19 protein-coding genes are annotated in these 23,934 nt (G+C 34.1%); 6 read left to right on the top strand and 13 right to left on the bottom strand.

The annotated features are described in order from the left end of the window. Positions 1-11: 11 nt before the first annotated feature. On the bottom strand, positions 12-3,146 hold the full coding sequence (locus EZS29_RS14050; RefSeq protein ID WP_130612129.1) for a type III pantothenate kinase: 3,135 nt from the start codon (positions 3,144-3,146) through the stop codon (positions 12-14). Positions 3,147-3,267: 121 nt separating this feature from the next. Then, entirely contained in the window at positions 3,268-4,221 is a 954-nt protein-coding gene (nadC, locus tag EZS29_RS14045) for a carboxylating nicotinate-nucleotide diphosphorylase (protein ID WP_172603968.1), read from the bottom strand. A gap of 60 nt (positions 4,222-4,281) precedes the next feature. Here nadC and EZS29_RS14040 point away from each other — a divergent pair, with 60 nt between their 5' ends. The 4 genes from EZS29_RS14040 to EZS29_RS14025 are packed head-to-tail and all read left to right on the top strand — an operon-like array spanning position 4,282 to position 8,612. Next, positions 4,282-5,724 carry a serine hydrolase family protein gene (locus EZS29_RS14040; protein ID WP_130612123.1) on the top strand — a complete coding sequence of 481 codons (1,443 nt, stop codon included), beginning with the start codon at positions 4,282-4,284 and terminating at the stop codon, positions 5,722-5,724. Further along, positions 5,725-6,756, top strand: a complete 1,032-nt coding sequence (gene mltG / locus EZS29_RS14035) for an endolytic transglycosylase MltG (protein ID WP_130612120.1) — start codon at positions 5,725-5,727, stop codon at positions 6,754-6,756. Between the two features lie 3 nt (positions 6,757-6,759). After that, entirely contained in the window at positions 6,760-7,998 is a 1,239-nt protein-coding gene (locus EZS29_RS14030; RefSeq protein WP_130612117.1) for a small ribosomal subunit Rsm22 family protein, read from the top strand. After that, on the top strand, positions 7,998-8,612 hold the full coding sequence (locus tag EZS29_RS14025) for an NUDIX hydrolase (protein ID WP_130612114.1): 615 nt from the start codon (positions 7,998-8,000) through the stop codon (positions 8,610-8,612). Before EZS29_RS14030 ends, EZS29_RS14025 begins: the two co-directional genes overlap by 1 nt. Before the next feature lie 15 nt (positions 8,613-8,627). Here the strand turns inward: EZS29_RS14025 and EZS29_RS14020 are convergent, their stop codons facing one another. The 11 genes from EZS29_RS14020 to EZS29_RS13970 all read right to left on the bottom strand — a co-directional run bounded on the left by EZS29_RS14020 (position 8,628) and on the right by EZS29_RS13970 (position 20,760). Next, entirely contained in the window at positions 8,628-9,077 is a 450-nt protein-coding gene (locus tag EZS29_RS14020) for an NUDIX domain-containing protein (protein ID WP_130612111.1), read from the bottom strand. 2 nt (positions 9,078-9,079) lie between these two features. After that, positions 9,080-10,306, bottom strand: a complete 1,227-nt coding sequence (locus EZS29_RS14015; protein WP_130612108.1) for a tetraacyldisaccharide 4'-kinase — start codon at positions 10,304-10,306, stop codon at positions 9,080-9,082. Further along, positions 10,299-12,035 (bottom strand): ABC transporter transmembrane domain-containing protein, encoded by a 1,737-nt coding sequence (locus EZS29_RS14010; RefSeq protein ID WP_130612106.1) that lies wholly within the window; start codon positions 12,033-12,035, stop codon positions 10,299-10,301. Before EZS29_RS14010 ends, EZS29_RS14015 begins: the two co-directional genes overlap by 8 nt. Continuing rightward, positions 12,032-13,264 (bottom strand): lipid-A-disaccharide synthase, encoded by a 1,233-nt coding sequence (lpxB, locus tag EZS29_RS14005; RefSeq protein WP_130612103.1) that lies wholly within the window; start codon positions 13,262-13,264, stop codon positions 12,032-12,034. Before lpxB ends, EZS29_RS14010 begins: the two co-directional genes overlap by 4 nt. Before the next feature lie 3 nt (positions 13,265-13,267). Further along, positions 13,268-14,092 (bottom strand): acyl-ACP--UDP-N-acetylglucosamine O-acyltransferase, encoded by an 825-nt coding sequence (gene lpxA / locus EZS29_RS14000; RefSeq protein ID WP_130612100.1) that lies wholly within the window; start codon positions 14,090-14,092, stop codon positions 13,268-13,270. Positions 14,093-14,094: 2 nt separating this feature from the next. Continuing rightward, positions 14,095-14,568: a 3-hydroxyacyl-ACP dehydratase FabZ gene (fabZ, locus tag EZS29_RS13995; protein WP_172603967.1), complete on the bottom strand. Its 474-nt coding sequence runs from the start codon at positions 14,566-14,568 to the stop codon at positions 14,095-14,097. A gap of 22 nt (positions 14,569-14,590) precedes the next feature. Next, on the bottom strand, positions 14,591-15,601 hold the full coding sequence (gene lpxD / locus EZS29_RS13990; protein ID WP_130612094.1) for a UDP-3-O-(3-hydroxymyristoyl)glucosamine N-acyltransferase: 1,011 nt from the start codon (positions 15,599-15,601) through the stop codon (positions 14,591-14,593). Continuing rightward, positions 15,602-16,177: an OmpH/Skp family outer membrane protein gene (locus EZS29_RS13985; RefSeq protein ID WP_130612091.1), complete on the bottom strand. Its 576-nt coding sequence runs from the start codon at positions 16,175-16,177 to the stop codon at positions 15,602-15,604. A 41-nt stretch (positions 16,178-16,218) separates the two neighbouring features. Next, positions 16,219-18,642 (bottom strand): outer membrane protein assembly factor BamA, encoded by a 2,424-nt coding sequence (bamA, locus tag EZS29_RS13980; RefSeq protein ID WP_130612088.1) that lies wholly within the window; start codon positions 18,640-18,642, stop codon positions 16,219-16,221. Between the two features lie 124 nt (positions 18,643-18,766). After that, the gene (locus EZS29_RS13975; RefSeq protein WP_130612085.1) at positions 18,767-19,453 is read right to left on the bottom strand and encodes an ABC transporter ATP-binding protein; all 687 of its coding nucleotides are present in this window, start codon (positions 19,451-19,453) and stop codon (positions 18,767-18,769) included. Between the two features lie 17 nt (positions 19,454-19,470). Further along, positions 19,471-20,760, bottom strand: a complete 1,290-nt coding sequence (locus tag EZS29_RS13970; protein WP_130612082.1) for an FtsX-like permease family protein — start codon at positions 20,758-20,760, stop codon at positions 19,471-19,473. Between the two features lie 187 nt (positions 20,761-20,947). Here EZS29_RS13970 and EZS29_RS13965 point away from each other — a divergent pair, with 187 nt between their 5' ends. After that, positions 20,948-22,177 (top strand): KamA family radical SAM protein, encoded by a 1,230-nt coding sequence (locus EZS29_RS13965; protein ID WP_130612079.1) that lies wholly within the window; start codon positions 20,948-20,950, stop codon positions 22,175-22,177. Positions 22,178-22,304: 127 nt separating this feature from the next. After that, positions 22,305-23,915 carry an aldehyde dehydrogenase family protein gene (locus tag EZS29_RS13960; RefSeq protein WP_172603966.1) on the top strand — a complete coding sequence of 537 codons (1,611 nt, stop codon included), beginning with the start codon at positions 22,305-22,307 and terminating at the stop codon, positions 23,913-23,915. Positions 23,916-23,934 lie beyond the last annotated feature (19 nt).

Here is a 23,934-nt window from a genome sequence, read left to right as displayed (position 1 = left end):
TGTCTCCAAGTTTAATTTTGATAAATTTCTGGAAAAAGGTTAAAGTCTGTTTCATGAAGTTCAAGAAATAATCGAGATAAATATTCTTTTTGTATTTCTGAATTAAGAGGAACGGAAGAATTATTTAAAAGATTTTTTACAATATCTGAATTGAGCATATCTTGGGGAAGTTCGCAGATGATTGGTTTATCATTTAACTCGGGCAAATCATTGCTATGGATCATTATTCCAGTATTATGCAGCATATGTCTTGGAAATAAAGTCTGATCATTTACCCACTTCGTATAGCCTTTTTCGTAGAATTCGATAAAAACATTTTCATTTGCATGATACATTTTATCACCAACGATCCAATGACCGATAGCGGCTAAGTGAATGCGAATTTGATTTGTTCTACCCGTTTGTGGTAAACAAGCAAATAATGTGTAGTCATTATATGTAGCAAGTTTTGCAAACCAAGTTTCTGCAGATTGAAGGTTTTTGCCTTCTACCCAAAGTTTTAAACGGATGAGTGAGTTTTCTGGTTCTCCAATAGGTAAATTGACTCTAAATTTTTCAGGTAATGCTCTGCTGCCTTTCGTAACAGCAATATACATTTTATCTACGTTGCCTTGTCTGAAAGCTTCTGAAATAATTCCCCGCGTTGATGATTTACGTGCACAAGCCAAAATCCCACTTGTTTCACGATCAATACGATGCACAGCTGCACAGTCAGCATAACCCATTTTAGCAGCAATATTTACAAAAGTATTTTTCCCATAGAGACCCGCAGCATGTATGACCATATTTGGCGGCTTAGAAAAAATACAAACATCTTCATTGTCAAACACAACATCAATTTTTTCTATAACATCTGGTTCATATTCAGGTGGATGAAAGAGCCAAATTTGATCATAATTTTTTAATTTATAAGTAGGTTTAATTTTATTTAGTTTGACTTCGTAGCCTTGATTTTTTTCTCTATGCGCTCCATGTTCTATCAAAACTTCATTGTTCTGAATTCTTTCACGCCATGTTTCTCGGTTGTGGAATTGAAATTTACGTGACATATATGCATCAATTCGTTCATTTTCATCCACATTTTCCATCCGGCTGCCAATTCTTCTAAACTCTTCTTGTTTAGGAATAAGATCTCTTTCTTTATGAATAGGCGAGCGCGCTTTTAACATAGATTGCATAACTTGATCTATATTTTCGTCAGTATGGGTTAAATCCGTTTCTTCATTTAAAGAGTTTTCGTTAGAAATATGTTCTACTTTAGTGTATTTTATTTTTTTAAAATAATCAATTTGTGGTATTTGAACTTCTTTTTTTGTCTTTAATAAATGATCTTTTATATTTAATAAAGTATCTGTTTCAATACTTGGGAATATTTCGATATCGAGATTGTTATTTGGATCAACTTCATTGATTATTTTTATAATTTCTTCAGCATTACCACCACTTAAATAGCATTTACAAGGAGAATGCATTTTTAAAGTAGCTAATAAAGTCGATGCTGTGGAAAGAAATATTCCGCGTTGAACATAGATTTCTTGATTCCAATGTCTATTATTTGGTGAAAATAATTCAGGATTGGCATAAAACTGTGGAACCAACGCAGTATAATGATGAATAGCATTGAAAGCCATTTGTAAGCCCGGAAAAATAAAATTTTCTAAAATATTTAAATTTGCAGAAACTCCTTCACATGTTACTGCAGTGCCAAATGAAAAAATAATCGTATTTCTTTTGGTTTTTTGCGCTTCTTTTGCCGCAAAAATAAATTTTAATGCTCTATCTGCGCCTAGCCTTTTTTTGTCAAAATCACCAGATATTTCAATTGCGCTTAAAATATCTTGTTCTGTGAATTTATTTTCTTTCAAAATAATCTCAGGGAATGTTGTGGTTAAAAAGTTTTTAATTGATTTCATTGTTTCTTGAGTCTTTTCAGGTGAATTAACTGAGGTATAAATGAAATCAATTTTTTTATTTCTATCAGCTATAAATCCTTCTAAAATTGGCCGTAAAGCATCCCTAACGTTATGTATATTTTTAGTTAAGAAAACATCGTATGGAATGTCAATTTGATATTTTTTAGAATCAGAAGATTGAAAACCAATGTGCACTCTTGTATTGCCAAAGTCAATTGCTAGAGTGGGTGAAATTTTTGCAACGGATAAATTTGAAATTGAAGGAGTTGTTTTAATATTTTTTTGCTCGATTTTATTAACATTTTTCTCTTTTATAGAAACTTCTCCAGATAAAATCGGATCCTTAGAGCCACTTAATAAAAGAGCTGCATTGTCATCGATACCTAAAAACTCCCCAACTCTTGTGCCTTTATTTACGGAGAGAATTGTGCCAAGTGGAAGAGATCTTTCAATTGCTAAATTTTTTAGTTGTTGAACGTCTCTTTTTACAAATAAATATTCATTAAGCTCATCTAATAAAGTTTCTGAAAAATACGATATTGTAGTCTGAATATATGATTTGGTATTTAAGAATTTATTTATATTTCTTTTTTCAGTTTTATTGATTTCAAGTGGAAATAGACTTTCCCAAAAAGAAGTAGATTTTTCAGTTGAAGGATGCTTAAAGAAATTTAAGCCAATACCAATAAAAAAATCACCAATATTGTTTTGGACAGAAGATGTTTCACAAAGAATTCCACATATTTTTTTGTAATATATTGGATCTGTTGTTAATTTGTTTTTGTTTTGATAAGAAATAATATCATTTGGCCATTTAATATAAATATTTTTATTATTTTGAAATGGTAAATCTTGAAAATGTGAGAGCAAAAAAGACTCTGTTTTTTTTAATGAGTCGAAAACAGCACAGCCAACAAGGGTTGTTACCCATTCAAAAGGAACTTTGATTTTTTGACTCGGAATTACGAGAGTTAAAGGTAAAAAGTCAGTTTGCTGAGCGAGGGCTTCCGCTAAATTCTGAAATATTGATATATTTTCCGATGGGTGCAAAGAAATTGCCGGATGCTCTGTTTGAAGCCAGGAACTGCCATTTCTGCCTCTGCCCCCCGTTTGCTTTTCTGCAAATACTGCAAATATTTTATTCTCATTGGATTCTCGCGCAATTTTTTTTGCAAGATCCATAGTTGAGTCAGTCTGTTCGGTTAAATACGTAATAATTTCAGAATGTGACATTTTAATTCCATTTTTAAAGCTAATACAAGCGGAGTGAACTTCGCTTGAAGAGTAAGCAGTTCTTTTGCAGTCGGATTTTACGAAATTATTTTAATAATTCAATAAATATCAAGTTAATATTTTAAGGCCGACAGATTTGCAAGCTCATATCAACCCATATTGCCTTGTGTATCAAAGCACCCATACTTAAGTAATCAACTTCTAAAGAACTAATTTCTAATAGATTTTTTTCATCTAAATTACCACTCAATTCAATTTTTATATTTTTATCATAAATATTTTTCTCAAAGATTGCCGTTCGCACATCGCTTAATGGAAAATTATCAAGCATAATGACGTCGGGGCGTTTTTTCAAAGCTGTTCTAAATTCAACTAAATCGCTCACTTCAATTTCAATTTTCGTTAAAATAGGAAGATTTTTATTTAAATTATCGAGAGCTTCTTCAATACTACCAATACTTCTTAAGTGATTTTCTTTTAGCATTGCGCCAGAATCGAGAGCATGTCTGTGATTTCTTGCTCCACCTACACGCGTTGCGTATTTTTCATACATGCGCAGCCCAGGAGTGGTTTTGCGAGTTTCTAGTAATTCAATATCTTTATTGATTTTTTTTATTTCAGCAGAAATGTGCTGCGTCTTATTCGTTATTCCACTCATTTTTGCAGCAAAATTAAGAGCAACCCGTTCTGCAAGTAAAATCGAGCTTGCACTGCCATTGCCTGCAATGACAATATCGCCTTTTTTAAGTGACATTCCATCCTTAAAATCTGAAAATATTTTTGTGTATCCGCCGGAGGTTTGTCTAAAGACCTCTTGCATTATATGCAATCCTGAGAGTATGAAATCATGCTTGGCGACCACAAAAAAATTCACAATAGGGTTTTTGGGGAAGCCGGCAAAGAGAGTTGAGTCTCCAGAGCCATGGTCTTCATCTAGCCAAAGAGTTATATCTGCACTGACACGATTGGGTGATACACCAAGTTTTGAGTTGCAAAAGTCAATAAAGTCTATTTGCAAAAGCTCATTTTTTGGCATCAAATATGGACAGTGTGGCTTTACTTTAGTCAGTTCCATGGTGCACCCTATAAATAATATTTTAATTGCCTTGAACAGACACGGCCGGATACTCATAACATGAAAAAAGCAAGACAAAAATATTTAGAAGGTTTTATACCAAAAAACATTATTGAATGTCTAAACGAACTTGAAAAAAAGGTTGAGCAAGGATTATTCACTGCTTGGTCGTTTGCTAATAATGACTATCAAGTATCTTGCTTTTGGGCAGACGAATTTAAACCTTCTGAAATAAAATCTGCAGATGGCTTGCGTCCATCTATTCATCCAACTTTTGATTTAGCAAGTTTAACAAAGCCGATTTTTATTAATTTATATTTAAGATATTTATTAAAAAATGATTTTGCGTCATTGATTCATGAGCCAATTAAGAATTTAATTAAATTAGAACAGTGTGATATTGGCAATAAAGATTTTTATTATTTTTTTAATGATCCGAAGAATTTACATTTTACCTTAGATTCTTTCCTTTCTCATATGTCAGGTGCTAAAAACTGGCACTGGATGGGAAGTTGCCTATGGTTGCAAAAAGCGACATCGCATCATAATAATGCTAATGTCTATTATTCTACCCTTGATAATAAAGATCCTTTGTTTCATGAAAACGTATTGGGCAATTTGAATAAAAAAGCGATCAATGATTTGAATGAGCAGAATTTTTCATCCATGATATATTCCGATATTAATTATTATATTCTAGCAAGAATTATTGAAATGATAGATGATGAAAACGAGACTTGGGAAAAAAGGTTATTTTTTTTAAATAACTATTTAGACACCGAATTTTCTCATGCAAGTATTAATTCTTCTTACTTAAAAAATTGTGTGCCATATTATCCTTATATTTCTTCTTATAATTCAGAATTGGTATCTCACCAGTTTAAAAGTTTTCATTTTGGCTCTGTGCATGATAGCAATGCCAATATTCTATCAGCTCTCGGTGAAAAATCGAATATTGTCTCTGGGCATGCTGGATTATTTGGTAATATAAGTGATCTGGCGAAGGCTGTAACCGCACTTTCAAGAAGTCAATACATAGTGCGAAATAATTCAGCAAAAGAAAAGAGAAGATTTATTGCTGGGCTCGATACACCTGAAACAAAGACGACAACTGCCGGTATAAAAAATTGGCCCATTCAATTCGGCGACGTGTTTGGGCACTTGGGTTATACGGGTACTTCGTTTTGGTTTTACAATCAATTGAATAAAAAAGTTTCTGATGATTATCATATTTTATTGACAAATCGTACTTCTGAAAGAAAAAAAATGGGTGTTTTGAAATGTCCACGAATTTTAATTGTGAGTGAAATTAAAAATAACTCCACTCAGTATTTTCAATTCATGAATAAAGATATTTCACTTATCCCTTTTTCAGAAGTTCATGATTTATGCCAAGAACTGAGTGGATATTCTCATAGGATATGGGATACGGGTGTTTTAAGAAGTTATCCAGATATGGCAAGTATTAGGAAATCTATTGCACATAAATTATGGGATGTTTAAATGATTAAAAGATTTATTTTTTTATTATTAACTATCTTCTCTTCCTTTCTTGTCTTCTCATTTCTTTGGTTTATGTATTGGCTAAAAAGTTCAAATCCATTGCACAAAGAGCCAGTTGAGTACAGTTTGATTGAAGGCTCAACATTTACAAAAGTTGCTTATGACTTGGAACGGCAAAATGTAATATCCCACCCAAAATTATTTTCAGTTTATGCAAAAATTATCCAAGTCACTGGCGATTTAAAAGTTGGCTCATATCTATTTCCAGTTGATATCTCACCCGATCAAGTTTTATCTAAACTGGTGCGTGGAGATATAATTACCACACGGATTACGATAGCTGAAGGTTTGAATATTTATCAAATTTCTGAATTATTAAGTCAATATTTCCCAAAAGTAAATTATAAAATTTGGATTGATTTAATGCATTCGAAGGAACTTATTCAATACGTATCGCCTCAGGCTAAAGTAAATTCTTTGGAAGGGTTTATCTTTCCACAAACTTATGTTTTCAATCCCAGTTCACCTCCAAAATTTATTGTAAAGACATTTTTAACTGAATTCAAAAAAAATGTTACCCAAGAAATGCTTGATAAAGCAAAGCAGTTAGGTTTGTCACAATTGCAATATGTTACTTTGGCTTCTATTGTTGAAAGAGAAACTGGTTTGCCCACTGAAAGAGAAAGAATTGCTGGAGTTTATTGGAATAGATTGAAAATAAAAATGAAACTTCAGGCAGACCCAACCGTGATCTATGGGGTTTGGAAAACTTATAAAGGGTCTCTTACGCGTAAAGATCTTGTGACCCCAACGCCGTATAACACTTATACCCAATACGGGCTTCCACCAGGGCCAATTGCAAATCCAGGTTTAGCAAGTTTAAAAGCAACATTGTCTCCTGTTTCTAATGATTTATATTTTGTAGCGAAAGGGGATGGTTCGCATATTTTCTCTAAAAATTTGGTGGATCATAATAAAGCAGTACGTAATTATGTTATTTTTTTAAAAAAGAGTAAAAAGGAAAGTAATTAAAGAATGAGAAATTTCTATGAAGTCAATGGTAATGTTTTTTTTAATATCGAAAAGTATATGGTTGAGTGGGAAAAATATATAGGTATTTATGACAAAAATGGAACTGAAAAAAAAGGATCTGCACAAAGTTTAGGTTCGCATGTACAAAAACTATGGAAAAACTTTAACGAAGATCGCAGCCAGCTTGATAAACATTATATGGAAACAGCAATTGGTTTACAGGCATATATCTCATCTTTTTTATTGCCTAATATAGAACGAGTTTTTTCGCTTTTAGTAAGAGACGAGAATATATTTGCAATTGAAAGTCTTTTAGTAACAGAAAAAGAAGAGTTAGTTATAAGCGATTTTGGTTGTGGCCCACTCAGTGGAAGCGTCGCTATTCTTGCCTTGGTTGAGTATTTATTAGCGCAAAACTCGAAATTATTTGCTCCGAAAAAAATATGTATTTACGCGATAGATAGATCTGAAAAGGTTGTAGAGCTTGGGGCAAAATTTGTTAAAAATTCTATTATAACTGATAATTCCATAAGCATTGAAAGATTAACATCTCCTGCTAAAATAAGTAAAGAGATCGATATTGCTTTGTGTATAAATGTTTTTAATGAAATTCCAGAAAAGCACAGATTCAAAACGTTGAAATCAATTTATGATAATACCCATGAAGGTGCTCTTTTACTGATTATGGAACCAGGGCAAGAAGAACATGCAAAAGCTTTAGGTGCTTTGCGAGATCATTTCATAGAAAATTCTGAAAACTGTGAAATTATCTCACCCTGTGCACATAATAAACCTTGTCCGCTTTCACAAAATACAGGGCGGAAAGATTGGTGCTGGTTTAGGCACTCATGGAATCCGCCTACATCTTTAAAATTAATAGATAAGTACTCCAAAATTGATCACCATGAATTAAATTTTTCATATTTATTTTTACAAAAAAATAAAATCCGTTCTGCAGAAAATTATTTTGCCCGTTGTGTGAGTGATGAATTTGCTTTGGATTTAAAGGGAAATAAAGCACAATTTGATTATTTTACAAACAACTTATCCTCTGGGGATAAAGAAGAATTTATTGAAATGACTCAGTATGAAGGGGGGCTGCAAAAGATTTTATTGTGTACACAGACAGGTGCGCTTGAATCTGCATTTATGATTGCAGATCCTGAGCAAAAAGAGTACCGTAGGGGACGTAGAATAAAAGAGAGTGACGAATTGTACATGCGAGCCAAAGAACGGATTTAATGAATCAAGAGAATATTTTAAACATATTTCAAAAAATTGCTAAATCAACAGGCTTAGTTGAAGATATTCCTGAAATGCACAGACGTTCTTCAATCCTAATTCCTATTTTTTGTCCAGAGACTGATTGGCATAATAATTCAACTGATATTAAAAATTGGAGTTTACTTTTTACAATCCGTTCTGAGAAATTAAAAGAGCATGCGGGTGAGATCGCATTTCCGGGTGGAAGAATAGAAGAAAACGAAGCACCTTTTCAGACAGCATTAAGAGAGGCTGAAGAAGAGATAGGTCTTGGAAAAGAACAAATCCTATCTTATTTTCAGCTCAATAATTCTTTTGCTCGTTCTGGTTATCATATCATACCTTATTGTGCACTTATATCTAATGATTTCAAATTAAAAATAAATAAAGATGAAGTAAACGAAGTTTTTTTCTTAACGATTCAAGAGATATTAAATTTAAAATCTTGGAGTGAAACTCGGACTTTAGCAACGTTTAAACGTGAAGTCTGGCATTACCCGATAGATATTGACGATCTGGGAAAGTTTGATATCTGGGGAGCAACTGGAAATATTTTACGAGATCTTATGTTAAGAATTGAAGAACATATTTAAGTATACTTTCTTTGGTTATTCTTTTATTAAATTGATTTCACGACAAAAATCATAAAATGAGGCGAGTTTCCATTCGGAGTAAATGCTTAAAAACTCTCCAATATTTAGGAGTTTTACTTTTTTGAATTCGCCAGCAGATTTTTCTAAATGTATACTTTTAATATCATTTAGTTCAAGTAAAAACCACATTTGTTCTTGCCCTAAATTGCCCTTAAAACGATCGCGTTTTAATATCTCTTTTGGAAAATAATAGCGCCGCCAGAACTTTGATTGATATGTAATTTTAAAATCCTCTTCTTTCACTCCAAGCTCTTCTACCGTTTCTCGTATGATGGCATGTCGTAATGACTTATCGAATTTTTCAACTCCACCTTGCACATTTTGCCACATATTGTGGTCAGTTCTGTTGCATGCTAAAAACATATTATTGCACTTTATAAGAGCAGCAACATTTTCTCTAAACATAATTATTCCTTCAAACTAAGGAGTTGAGATATTGATAAGGTTTGCAACGAATCGTATTTTAAGAATTTTATTCCGACGGAACAAGTCAAAATATTTTTATCTTTAATTGATTCAGTAAAAAGAGGATCATTGCCCCAACGAAATAAATCTTTGAGGGTCATAATTATAAAATCAGATTTTTGAATAGATTTGTAATTGGAGTCTGAGAGATTTCCATGATCGTTTAAAAATATATAATCCACATTTTTATTCTTTAAGATAAAAGATAAGTCAGAAAAAAATATTTTGGGGTGAGCTATGCCTGTAATCAACAAAGATTGAGTAAATTTTGAGTATTTGGTAAAAACATCTTCTTGGGAAATCTGTTCTTTTAACCGAATATTATGATTGATTATGGATATTTCCCAGAAAAAAATTTGATAATTTAGAATAATATCTTTATCATTTGGCAAAATATTATGTTTCATCAAAGAATTTTGTATAGTATTTTTAAATTCAATATTTTGTTCTTCTTGCGTTCGGGACCAAAGTCGAAAATCAAAACTTTCAAGTAATGTAGTAAAAGAATTATTGCCAAATCCTTCTCTGTAAGGGCCAATAGGCATTGCAAAAGATGGACTATTGAGTAATAAATAGGGTGACCATAAACAAAGATTTACATTTCTAGGACAAGCAAAGTGCTGAAGTCCGTCATCTAAAAGTAACAAAGTGTTATTTTCTTTCCATTTATTGCTATTTAAATCTTGGATTAAATAATGGAGTGATTCTTTTCTCTTTTTATTCTGTAAAATATAAAATACATTTGAATTATTACTTTTTAAATTGCTTAAAATCTCAAAATGTTCTCGGTTTTCATCCGAAAGTTGGTTGATTTCGCTCGGAGATGTACTGCTAATATAAACGCTTTTAATATTTGCACCAATGCCTCTCGCAGCGATTGCAACATTCCAGCCTTTAGCTAAGTATTCAAGGGCAATTTTTTGGACTACGGGCGACTTTCCGCTGCCACCTATAAGGATATTTCCAACACAGATAATTTTAATTTTAGCTGCATCTAAATTGTATTCGTCTAATCGATTATACCCATTATATCGTCTTTTTCTGGCGACTAAATAAATGAAATAAGATAATAGAAAGAAAATTGGGGATAGATATAAAAAAAAGAGACCCTTCTCTAACAGGGATTTATCAAGAATATTTCTTATTTTTTGTCCGAAGGATTCAGACATAATTTAATATCTCCTGCGGAGTTCCCTGTTTTGCTATCGTCCCATTTTCAAAAACATAGCAGAAATCAAAATCTTTAACTTCATTTAAAGAGTGTGAGACAGCGATAACAGTATGCTCTGAGTCTTTTGCTTTCCATTTATGAATGGCTTGCCAAAAAAGATTTGCAGAAATTGAATCTAAATTTGCGGTGGGTTCATCTAACAAAATTAATTTTGGAGAAGCAAATAATGTTCTTGCCAAAGCTACCCTGGCTTTTTCCCCGCCAGATAAACCATCGCCAAGAAATCCCAATTTTTTATCAAGAATCAATTGTGAGCCACTATCTGAAAAAGAAAGCATGAGAGCAAGAACAAGTTCTTTGGCTTTATCATCCGAAATATGTTCAGGGATTCCTTGCTCTGCATAAATGATATTTTCTTTAACAGTTCCACGGAAAATATATGGAGATTGAGATGCTAATAAAAAGTCTGCTGTTAAAGAAATCTCACCATCGCTTGGAATAATAAGTCCTGCAAGTGATCTTAAAAAGGTAGTTTTACCAGCACCACTTTCACCGATAAAAGCAATTTTTTTGCCTTTTTCAATTTTAAGGGAACAGTTTTCTAATATTATTTTGCCGCTTTCGGTTTTATAAGTAACATTATGAGCTATAACAGCTTCTTTTGAGTGATTTGGTAATGGAGAAGGGCGTTTGTAATGACCCGTTTTTGAGAAATCTCCTATAAAGTTTTTGACTCTATGTAAAACAACTTTTATTTCGCTAAAAAATGTTATAGTTCCTGCAATATTTTTAATATATTTAAATGAAAAAGCAAGTAAGATGAGCATGGAAGAATAAGTGCCCGATTGAAAATTTTCCGTAAATGAAAGTCGCCAAGAAAAAATTGCAGCAAGGATAAAAGTGGCAAAAAATTCCATGCCAGGAGAGAAAAATGTTCTTACAAAAAGACTTTTTTTCATAAAATAATAATTTTTAATATTTAAATTTTCAAAATCTTTTTTTTCTCTTTCGTGACTTCTTAAGGCATTTATTGTTAAAAGACCATTGTGTGTAGATAATATTCTTGTAGATATACCAATTTGCTTTTTTTGCCCTTCTCGAGTGTAAAAATTAAGCTTTTGCGAAATTTTTCTTAAGGAATAAGCCATAGGAACTACAATAACTATGCCAATGAAGAATGTTTTCCAGGAAATGATCAACATAGAAATGATAATCCCAACGAGGACAACAAAGTCTCTTGCGGCACTGATTGTTCCTTTGCTAACAGCTCCCTGCAAAAGAGCAGTGTCTTGCATAAGCTGATTGGCTGTAGCGTCTGGATTTTTTTGATCGAGAATATTGCCAGGAGATGATAAAAAACCTTTTAGCATTTCTTCACGCAAAGAATGTGCCACTTTATGGCCGGCTCTTTCTGTTAAATATGAACTCATAAATCCAGAAATGAGCTTAATAAGAGCTGCTATTATTATAAATATTGGAATAATAAAAATAAGGTCACGTCTATCAATAACTTGGTGGAAATGGACATAATCTTTGAAGTTTCCAGGAATCAGTTCTGATACTTGTATACGTGGAGTGGTTACGAAGACAAGTTGGAGAATGGTTCCTGCAGACAATGCAAGGATAATTTCAGAGAGTGAATAAATTGGGAGCCATGGAATACTGAAGAGAATATCTTTCTTTCCTGCTTTCCAAATTATTTTTAAGAAAGAATTCTCTTGCTTCATAATTGATTCCAAGTTTCCTTATGAAGTTTAAATTTATACTCATAAGGTATATTATATTGTTCGATTGTGTTTAGCATGGCTTGCGCAGCATTTTTAGCGGAGTTTTTTGGAAACATTTTTTGAACTTCAACAAGTTCATTGATCATATCAGTTCTAATTTCAGAGTCATTTAAAAGTTTTAATGCATGATTAACAAGATTAACTGCTAAAGCATTTTCTTGTATATATTCTGGAATGGTTTCGCGATTAGTGGCGAGATTCACAAGTGAAATATATTTAACTTTAAGTATTTTTTTAAGAATTAAACCTGTTATAGGAGAAACTTTATAGAACACGGACATGGGCGTACTAAAAAATGCGGTTTCAAGCGTTGCCGTTCCAGAACAAACCCAAGCATAGCTTGATGAGTTCATCACTTCATAAGCATTGCCTATGCCAAAAGAAATTTTATCGTCAATCCATTCTTTCGTACGACCAAATTTTTCTGCAGTTTGGTATGCAATTTTTTTTACGAAATTAGGATCAAGCGTTTTCGCAATGGGTATTGCGCCTGTTACTTTATCGAGGCGTTCATGTAAGTTTATAAATGACTCGATTAACAGAGGCAAAAGATTTTTAATTTCATTCTTCCGACTGCCAGGTAGAATTGCAATTTTATTAGTTACTTTACTTTTAATATTGGTTTTTAAATAATCATCAACAGCATCTTTTAATGGGTTACCAATAAATTTTGCATTCACTCCTCGTTCTTTAAAAAACTGAATTTCAAAGGGGAGAATGCTTGTAACTAAATAGGAATTCTCTTGTAAAACTTTTGTTCTTTTACTGCCATGTGCCCATACCTTTGGAGGAATATGGTAAATAGTCGTTATACCTAATGCATACACTTCTTGGATAAGTCTTAAATTAAAGCCAGGATAGTCTACAAAAATAACAGCTTCAGGGCAGCGAATTCTAATTTCTTGCAGTATTTTTTTATACAGTTTTGAAATTGTGTTATAGTGCGAAATAATTTCAGTTAAGCCAAATACTGCTAAATCTTCAACATTTACGACACATTCTACCCCCTCATTGCGCATAAGAGGACCCGCACAGCCAAAAAAACTTTTGTCTGGGAGGCCTCGTTCTTTTATCTCTGCTTTTAGAGCTTTAATAAGGAGAGATGCTTGAGCGTCTCCACTCGCTTCTCCTGCAATTATGCAAATTCCGCCGGGTAAAATTTTTTCCATTTTTTATCCTTCAAAGGAAGGTTCTCTGTGAATATTTTGTGGGTGTGCAACCCCTCTTTTTGAAGACTTAATAAAATCAGCAAAATTTTGCACCTCAGGAAAGTGAAGTAAATCTGCTAATGATGAGATAGATTCTTCAATGGTGGGATGTCCGTGATAGAAAAACACTTTATATGCAGCTTTAAGAGCATTTCTTGCTTCGGTCGTCACATTTCTGCGCCGAAGCCCTTCCATGTTTAAACCACGCAAAACAGCTCGTCCGCCTTCTGCAGTGCAATAAGGAGGAATATCTTTAACAGTGACTGCGCCCGCTGCGAGCATGGCCATGTCACCCACATGGACATATTGGTGTACAGCGCTCAATCCGCCGAGTGTAACTTTATTATAAATCGTTACATGTCCTGCGAGTTGAGTACCATTGGCCAATATATTTTGATCACCAATAGTACAGTCATGAGCCACATGCACATAGTTCATCAAAAGATTGTCGCTGCCAATTCGAGTGACTCCTCCTCCTTGCACTGTGCCTGTCTGTAGAGTTGTAAACTCGCGGATCCGATTACGATTTCCAATTATTAATTCTGTATCTTCATTTTTATATTTTAAATCTTGAGGAATATTCCCAACGGACGCATAACTAAAAATAATATTATCTTCACCAATTGTGGTTTTGCCTGTGACAAGAGCGTGCCCATGGACCTGAGAACCTTTCGCGATTTTTACGCTTTTTCCAATAATAGCATAAGGACCTACAACAACTCCATAATCAAGTTCAGCTCCGTCTTCGATCACGGCGGTTGGGTGTATTTGCGTTGATGAATGATTCATTGTTAATTCCTCTTAAGAACGCCTAAAGCGATTGAAAATTTACCTTCAACTGCAATTTCATCTTGAACAAATGCTGTCCCTTTGAACCAAATAAAAGGCCCCCTTCTTTTCTCAACTGTGACTTCATAGCGAACCGTGTCATCAGGACCTGTTGGTTTGCGAAAGCGTACTTCATCAATTGTGGCAAGAACGCCTAATTTTACTTCGAACAGCTGCTCCTCTTCGCGAATGTAGGCAATTAAAACAGCTCCAGTTTGAGCCATAGCTTCAATATAATACACCCCAGGATAAATAGGATTTTTAGGGAAGTGCCCCGCAAAAACGGGATCCGTGATGCGATGTGTTTTACTGGAGATAATTTTATCTCTATTCGGAATCTCATTTATTGTGTCAATTAAAAGTAAGGGATCTCGGTGGGGAATATATTTTTTAATTCTTTCAAGATCCATAAATACTTTGGGCTGAGATTCTTTCATAAAATTTTCTCCTCTAATCATTTTATGATTTTTTATTAGTTTGCTTTACGATTTTATTGAGAGTTGCAGCATAAATCGCCCATTCCTTGTAAGGGCGCGCAGGTGAACCTCCCCAAAATTGTTCAGGGGGTATATTTTTTGAAACACCGCTTTGAGCAGAAATTGTTACTTTATCACCTATTTTTACATGTCCTGCGACACCAACTTGTCCTGCCATTACAACTTTATTTCCAACAATTGTAGATCCAGCAATTCCAACTTGTGCTGCTATAAAACAAAGTTCACCTACTACTACATTATGTGCAATCATTACTAAATTATCAATTTTTGTTTGACGGCCAATTTTAGTATCAAACAGAGCGCCTCTATCTATAGTCGAATTTGCGCCAATTTCAACATCATCTTCAATTAAAACTCCACCTATCTGGGGTATTTTAACATTTTCATTTGTATCTGCCGCAAAACCAAAGCCATCACCACCGACTACAGCGCCTGGATTTAAAATGCATCTGTCACCAACACGACAGCCTTCACGGATTACAACATTGGGATATAAAATACAATCATCACCTATTGTGCTTGCAGCACCAATAAAACAATTAGAGTAAATAACTGAGTTAGCTCCAATGCGTACACCAGGAGCTATAAAGACGAATGGAAAAATAGTTGCAGAAGGGTGGATTTCTGCTGATTTATCAATAATCGCAAGTTCTGATATACCATGAAATGGGTGTAAAGGCTTAAAGAATTTTTGTGAGACTTTTGCTAAAGTGACATGAGGATTATCACTTACGATCAGTCCTGCAGCAACCTTATTTCCTAATAATTCTGCGGTTTTTTTTGAGCAAATAATTGCCCCTGCTTGTGAACTAAAGATTTCATCAATATATTTATCATTTATTAGAAATGATATTTGTTCTTTATTGGCTCGATTTAATGGAGCTATGCCTGAGAATTTTATATCTTTGGATTGTAAATTAATAACTTCACAATTTGATATTTGAATAATATCATTTATTGATAAGTTGTTCATTTAGTTCGTCCCTTTTGCTTTGGCTTTAACTTTGTATTTTTTGTTATAGGAAGCAACTACTTTTGGAGTGAGATCGACAGCGTTTTTAGCATATAACACTACTCCAGCGCCTCTATCAAAGACAGCATCGTAATCTTCAGGTTCTGAAATTTCTCTAATAATACCAATCATATTTTGAAATATTTGTTGGCTTGCTTTAAGCTCTTTTTGACGAATTTCTTGTTCGAAGCTGATTTGTGAACTTTGCATTTTTTGCAGTTTAGCTTGGAATTCTTTTTGCTTAGCTTGCTTGTCTGAGTCAGAAAGAATGGATTGTTGAGCTTGGAATTCTTCTTCAAGTTTTTTAAGATCATTTTGTTGAGCAAGAATATTTTTTCTTTTTTCTTCAAAATCTTTTTCCATGACGGCTTTTTCTGCTTTGCCTTCATCAGTCTGAAGAATAGCAGCTTGGACATCGACGACACCAAGTTTAAGTTTAGGAGATTTATCTGCAGCATATGAATGAATGCTAATTGCGCTGGACAGTGTTAATATTGCGTATGAAATAAATGAAAAATTTTTCTTTTTGCTAAACATAATAAATACCTCCGGATTTTGCGAATCGATTTTTAATTCTATCACATGTTGTTGTTAAAACTATCAGTTCCAATTGAGAAGATAAAATGAGCTTTGCCAATATTTCCTTGTTCAATAGGGAATGCCCATTCAAAGCGAAAAGGTGCAATTGGTGTCGTCCATCTAAAGCCAAATCCGATGTCGTATTTAATTTTATCAAATGAAAAAGTATCATAGTCATCCAATACCGTACCAGCTTCACCAAATGTAACTAAACGTAAACCAGCTTGCGGAATAATAGGAACAAAATATTCAATCACCCCGTAGAAACTTCTGTTACCACCAATTGTAAAGGTTGTTGTTTGCCCTGTTATAGGTGAAATCGCAACTGCAGCAGTGGTAGTAAGAGCTTCTCCAGGACCAGAATAACCTTTCATATAATAGGAGTTTCCTAGAGTAAGGCGTTCCCAGTAGGGAACAGAATTACTCTTGCTCGTTTGGTAAACATATTTTGGTTGAAATGCAATTCTAAAATTTGTTCTATAATTTTCACTAAAATCAAGAGGAATATACAAGGCTCCAAGGCCAGACATGGTTCCAAATTTATATTGACCACCGAAGAGTTCAAAACCAAATGCATTGGTACCGGATAAAAAGAGACCAGAGGTTGGGCTCACATAGTTATCGGTGATGTCATATGTAAGAGTTTGAGAAATTTTTTCAGTTCTACCTGAAGCATAAAATTTTTGGGTTAGTGGAACACTTGGGTCCGTATTTGTTTCTGAAATATTATAACCTAAATTAAAGCGAAGATTTTCAAGAATTTCTCTACCAATGCTGAAGCCGAATGAATTGGTTGTTTGAGTTATGTATACTTGTTCAATTGACGATGACGTCGTCACTGACTGTTCATTTAAAGAAGTAGTTAAGTTGGTTCCAAAACTCCATGGGCCATCATATATGCTCGGGTTGCCAAAATTAAGGCTTAAAGTGTAGTTTACAGATCCATTGCCGCGCGGGCTTGGACTGATTTGTACGTTAGCGCCTACACCGTAAGCTTTTCCAATTAGATTACGTTCTTGATACTGCAATTGGCCAAAAAAGGAGAGTCCTGAGGAGCCATTTGTATCTGGTGAGGCACCTAAAGAAGCAGAAAGTGAGCCCGTTGATTTTTCTTTAACAAGCACTTTAATATCTACGGCATTGTGTGCTTGGTCAGGCTCTTGGACAAGTTGCACAGTTTCAAAGTAACCAAGTTTTTCTATTAAGCTTTTACTTTTTTCGATTTTAGTGGCGTTAAATAATTGGCCTTCATTTATTTTAATTGCTCTTCGAATGACATTGTCACGCGTTTTTACGTTACCTTCAATAGTGATTTTACGTATATAAGCTTTTTCACCTTTAGTAATGGTATAATTTATATTATATAATTTTTTTGCTCTATCTATGTTAAATGTCGGGTAAATATATGTAAACGCATATCCTTGGTCACCATATATGACTTTTAAGTTCTTCATATCGTAATTAAATTTTGAAATACGATAAATTTCTTTTTCTTTGAGAAGGAGTTTGTTTTTTATTTCCTCTTCATTCTCTATAAGATCTCCAAGTATTTTAATACTTCCTATATTGAACCGCTCACCTTCTTCAATAAAAAATGAAACATTAATGTCTTTTTTATTTCTCGTGAGCCGTGAAATAGGTGCAATAACAGTGCTTTCTGCATATCCATTGTCGCGATAATAATACGTGATATTTTGCTGATCTGCTGCTACATATTCATCTCTAAATAATCCAGACGAAGTTAATATTGAGTTCCATGAAAATGGTTTTGTTACCATAAAGGACTGCAATTCTGAATCACTAAAATAATCGTTCCCTAAAAGATTCACTTTTCGGACTTCAATGGGTCTATTTTCTTTTATCTTAAAAACAATATTAACAGAACCTGATTGAGTAGATTCAAGAGTATATGAAGCTTTTGCTAAATAGTATCCTTTTTCAATATACGCTTGTTCAATGGATCTTAAATCTTGAGACAGTTTTTTTTCATCAACAATTGTATACTTTTTGGTAACAATTTTATCTTTTAGCGAAGATGAACTTACAATATCAAAACCTTCGTACAAAATATCATGGACCGTAGGTTTTTCAATGACTGAAATAATGAGTTCACCATTTAAGCCTAGGTCAAATTTAACATCTTGGAAATAGCTGCTCGAAAATATGCTCTTTATATCTTTTGCAACAGAATTTGCAGTTAAGTTTGTTCCCTGCTTAATAGACATTAAGTTTAATATAGCTTCATTTGTTACAGTCTTATTACCAATTATGGTAATCTTAGAAACCACACCATGCAGAGCCTGTGCAGTTGGTTGCTGGAGAGGTGTTTGTGCGACGACTTGTCCTGCAAGCGCAAGAACAAGGCTTGATGTACCAAAAATGAACGTTTTATCTAAGAACCGGTATTTTTTTAAGCCAAACATTTCTATAATACTCGCATCAACAAGACGGAAAAGAGTTCAACGAAGCTGCACTATTCACCATCTAGGTTTATTTTGCAAACTATGACTTGCTGCACATAAGTTCAGATTGAGGCAATATGCTGAGTTAGCTACTTTGTTCATCAGAAAGGATTAGGCCATCGCGTAAGCTAATTCGACGTGGCAGAGAAGCAGCAAATTCTTTATTATGTGTCACGACTAAAACGGTCGATTTTAAACTTAGATTTATTTCTTTAAAAAGTGCATGAATATGTGAAGCATTTTTTGAATCTAAGTTTCCAGAAGGTTCATCTGCAAGTAAAAGAATAGGGTCATTAATGAGTGAGCGTGCTATAGCCACTCTCTGTTGTTCACCACCACTCAATTGACTTGGGAAATGTGATTCTCTTTTTGCTAATCCAACTTTATCAAGGAGAACTTTGGCTTTTTCTCTTACTTTTTTTTCTGAGAAACCAGCAATTAAACCGGGCATCATTGTGTTTTCAAGTGCATTGAATTCTGGTAGTAAATTGTTATGCTGAAAGACAAAACCAATATGTAAATTACGGAAAGTGCTAACTGATTTGTCTTTTTTCTCAAATGGGTTTTTCCCGTCAATTAATATTTTTCCCGAAGTAGGTGAGTCTAAAGTTCCTAAAATATGTAAGAGTGTGCTTTTGCCGGATCCGCTTTCTCCAACAACAGCAACAACTTCTCCTTTATGAATTTTAAAAGAAACACCTGCAAGTGCATTGAGAACACCCTCTCCTACTTGGTAGCTTTTACGTAAGCTTTCTACTTGAACTGCTATCACTTTTGCTCCAATAAAAATTAATTTCTCACTGAAAGAACTTCAATCACATCAAGATTTCTCACTTCAATTGCGGGCCAAACAGCGGCAAGCATAGCCAAAAGAATACTCCCTAGAGAAATGAAAATGATCTCATAAATATCAATGAGAACAGGTAAAGGTTTGCTAGAATAAGATGTTGTAATAAAAGGAATTTGATAATTATGAATAAAATAAAGAGCAATGCCCCCGAGTAAAAGCCCAAGCAGGACGCCCGCAAATCCGATGAGGAATCCTTGCCAAAGAAAGAGTTTGCTTAAATCTGATTGTTCAAAGCCTAAACTTCTTAAAATCGCCATTTCATTTGATTTTCTCCGGATTGTGAGGAGAAGAGAAATGGAAATGCTAAAGCAACTGACTAGAATGATCATAAGCATGACAAAACTCATACCAAATCTTTCCAATGTAAGCACTTTTAGTAAAGCGCTATTTGACTCTGTCCATGGTTTGCTGCGAAGCCCTTGTGGCAATAAAGTTTTATCTAGAACTTTTGCAATATGCTCGGCTTCAAGTGGCTTATTTAATTTTAACTGAAGACCAAGCCAAGATTTATCATTTTGAAAAAAAAGATTAGCAGTTTTAAGTGAAGTGAAAACTCTTTTTTGATTAAAAGAAAAGTGACCTGAATTGATATAACCCGCAATGACAACAGGAAATTGAGTCGGAGCAAACCCACCAATACCATCATCTGGGACAGTGGAAACTAAAGTTAAACTGTCACCAACATGAAGGCCTAATTGATTCATAAGATCAAGAGTTAAGATAACCGTTGGAAATAGATCCGATTTTGTGATATTTTCAGCGGGTAATTTTCTATTTAAAATATTTAATGTAATATCATCAGAAATATACTTTTGCAGATTTAGAGTTCCTTCTGCTTGTGTCGGATCTATTCCTTCTAATCGTGCCATTGCGCCACGAGATCCTGACTGCAGAATAACATCTCCGCTTTGATAGGGCGAGATGGCAACTATTTCGTCAGATAGAGAACGAATTTTTTCCATAAGTTCAGTATTTTCTGGAATTTGTTTAGCTCTTTCACTTGAAACGACTTCAATGTGTGCTTGCATGTTTAGGAGATGAGATTTTATGTTTGTAACAAACCCTCCCATAACGCTCAAGACGACGGTAAAGGCAAAAACACCGATTGCAACACCGAGAACGGGCAGCAGGACTCCTATTGCCGAAGCGCTTCTGCGCGACTTACTTGCCCAAGAAGATATGAGATAGCGATGGAGTAAAAAACGTATTGCTTTTGAATTTGCAGTCATTCTATTTCCCTAAAAAAAGTGCTATGAGGATAGCGAATGAACATCAATATGTGTTTACAAGGTTCGGCAATAGTGTACAAGATGGAAGCACTAAAAAGGAGAAGAAGTTATTTTTATCTTCTTATTTTTTGTTTCAAATTATCACTGATAAGGCTTCTATTTTAGATATATAGGAAAGAAATTAAGTATGCCTTTTGTAACTCCGAACGAACTTCACAACAACACTGCATCAAATAAAAAGAATATTTCACGAATTGGAGCTAAACTTTTTGGAGTTTCTGAAGAAAACTTTACAAATTGGCGTTGGCAGATGAAAAATCAAGTTCAATCTGCCGAAGATCTAGTCAATATTCTTAAAATATCTGAAAATGAAAAAATAGCCTTTCTAGAATTAAAAGATAAATTTCATGCGGGCATTAGCCCCTATGCCATTGCTCTTATGGACTTTGCCAACGAATTTGATCCCGTTCGATTGCAATTGATGCCAAGGATGGAAGAGTTAAAAGACAAATATGGAGTGCCTGATCCTCTCAATGAAGTGATGAACTCACCTGTAAAAGAAGTTGTGCATGTTTATAAAGATCGGATTGCTTGGTGTGTCGCTCAACTTTGTCCTGTTTATTGTCGCTATTGCTTTCGGAAACGTCGTGATGGGGAAGAAGGATTACATTTTAATCCAAAAATTATTGATAAAGGTATAGAATATATTTCATCGAATAAAAATATTCGTGACGTGCTTATAACAGGAGGAGATCCTTTTATTGGGCATGATACAACGATTGAAAATTTATTAAAAAGGTTGCGCGAAATACCACATGTTGAAATAATAAGATTTGGAACAAGAACCCCCGTTTCATTACCTTATCGGATCACAGAAGAGTTTGCAGATATGCTTGCAAAATATCATCCCATTTGGATAAATACTCACTTTAATTCTGTGCAGGAATTAACACCAGAAGCTGCGAGTGCCATTGACACGTTGCTAAGAAGAGGAATTCCGGTTGGTAATCAATCCGTATTTTTAAAAGACATTAATGATTCTGTAGAAAAAATGCGTGCGCTGGTGAATGGCCTTGTTCGTTTGAGAGCAAGACCATATTATATTTATCATCCACAAATCGTTGAGGGATCTGAACACCTTCGTATACCTATAGAAAAAGGTCTTGATATAATGAGAGGCTTAAGAGGATCTACCACTGGTTTTGCCAATCCACAATATGTTTTAGACACTCCAACAGGTAAAATTCCTCTTTCACCAAATCATGTTTTAGCAAGAGAAGGTGAAAATGTTATTGTGGAACAATTGAATAAAATACCTTGGGCAGAGCCAAGTCCTTTAAATGGTTATATTTCTGAAAGACCTCTTCCTGAATTGTGCTTTCCCGATGCAGAAAGAATTTTTGCAAAAAATAATTAAAAAACTAAATATTATTATTGTAAATTCAAGAGCATTTCATCCTCCTTGTTAATTCCTTTGTCCTGTAATATGTAAACTGATGAGAAATCTTTTTTCACTTCTGTTTTGTTCGGAGGGTAATTCTAGTATGCATAAATTATCAATTAAAGTTCCAAATAATGAAATTATAATCAATCCTAAAGATATTGCTGCAGAATGGGAAAAGTATTCTGAAGCAGTTCAGAAAGTTCCAAAAAATTTAGACATTCCAATGATCATTAATGGGAAAAAAGTTTATTCGACAAAAAAAGTCAAAAATTTAAATCCTTCAAATGGCGAAGCTATTGGAACATATCAACAAGCCGACTCCTCCCATGCACAACAAGCAATCGAAGCAGCATTAAATGCCAAAATGAGTTGGGCTGCGTTGTCGCCTTCGGCGCGGATTCAAAAATTTCGTGATCTTGAAGTCATTCTTGTAAAATGGAAATATGAATTATGTGCAACATCAAGCGTGGAATGTGGCTATAATTCATTTGAAACTTATGTAGAATGGGCAGAACTTTTAGACTTTGTCCGTTTTAATAATTATTATTATGCAGAATTATTAATGGAACAAATGGGAGATGGTTGGGGAGAAACAAATCAAATGCAGCTTAGACCGTTAAAAGGTTTTACCTGCGCAGTTTCTCCTTTTAATTTTCCACAAGCAATTGGCTATAATTTGCCTTTGTCGATGGCATTAACTGGGAATACTGTGGTTTGGAAGCCATCCGATGATTCTGTTTTGAGCGGATATCTTTTAATGCTAGCCCTCGATGAAGCTGGCTTTCCTCCTGGGGTTATCAATATGATCTCGGGTGATGGCAAGCCTTGTCTTCCTACAGTATTGACACACCCTGAATTAACCGCGGTCAATTTCACAGGTAGTTTTGCAACAGCAAAGGCATTTGGTAATTATTTATACAGTTCTGAATATTCTAGAAAAAACTTTCCTCGTTACGTTGCAGAAACAGGTGGGAAAGACTTTTTAGTTGCAGATAAAGAAATAGATATCTTAGATACAGCTCGCTGTATTGTGCAAGGAGCTTTTGGCCGCAGTGGACAAAAATGTTCAGCAAACAGTGTTGGAATTATTGATGAACATATTTGGCCAGAATTAAAAGAAATCCTTATTAAAGAAACTAATGCATTAAATATTTGTAATGCTGTAGAAAAAAAATGTGATGTAGGGCCTGTTATCAATGAGCGTCAGTACGATAAAATTGCATCATTTATTGAGCGTGCTAAAAATGATAAAAATTGTAAAGTTATAGTCGGTGGCAATTGTGATAAGAAAAATGGATTTTATGTTTCACCTACTATTATTGAAGTTAATGCTGATAAACATGAACTTCTTTCCGAAGAAATATTTGGACCCGTCATTGCAATTAAAACTTACAAGAAATTCGAAGAAATTGTTCCTATTATTGAACTGCACAATTATCGTTTAACAGGCAGTGTAATCAGTCGAAATGAAACTTTCCTCGAAAAGGCAATCCCCATTCTAAGTCAATATGCAGGTAATTTTTATGTTAATAGAAAAACAACTGGGGCTATTGTAAATATGCAACCATTTGGTGGTGATGGTGCCAGTGGAACCAACGGTAAAGCGGGTGGTAAGTGGTATTTATTAAACTTTGTCTCACAAGGATTAATAACCCGCAGACATGTGCGCTCTACGACACCAACAGCAATGGAAAAAATAGTCCAATTTTAAGTGAGTTTAAATATTCTTT

The sequence above is a fragment of the Fluviispira sanaruensis genome, assembly GCF_004295685.1.
GTDB classification, from domain to species: Bacteria; Bdellovibrionota_B; Oligoflexia; order Silvanigrellales; family Silvanigrellaceae; genus Silvanigrella; species Silvanigrella sanaruensis.
This window is presented reverse-complemented; position numbering and strand designations above follow the sequence as displayed.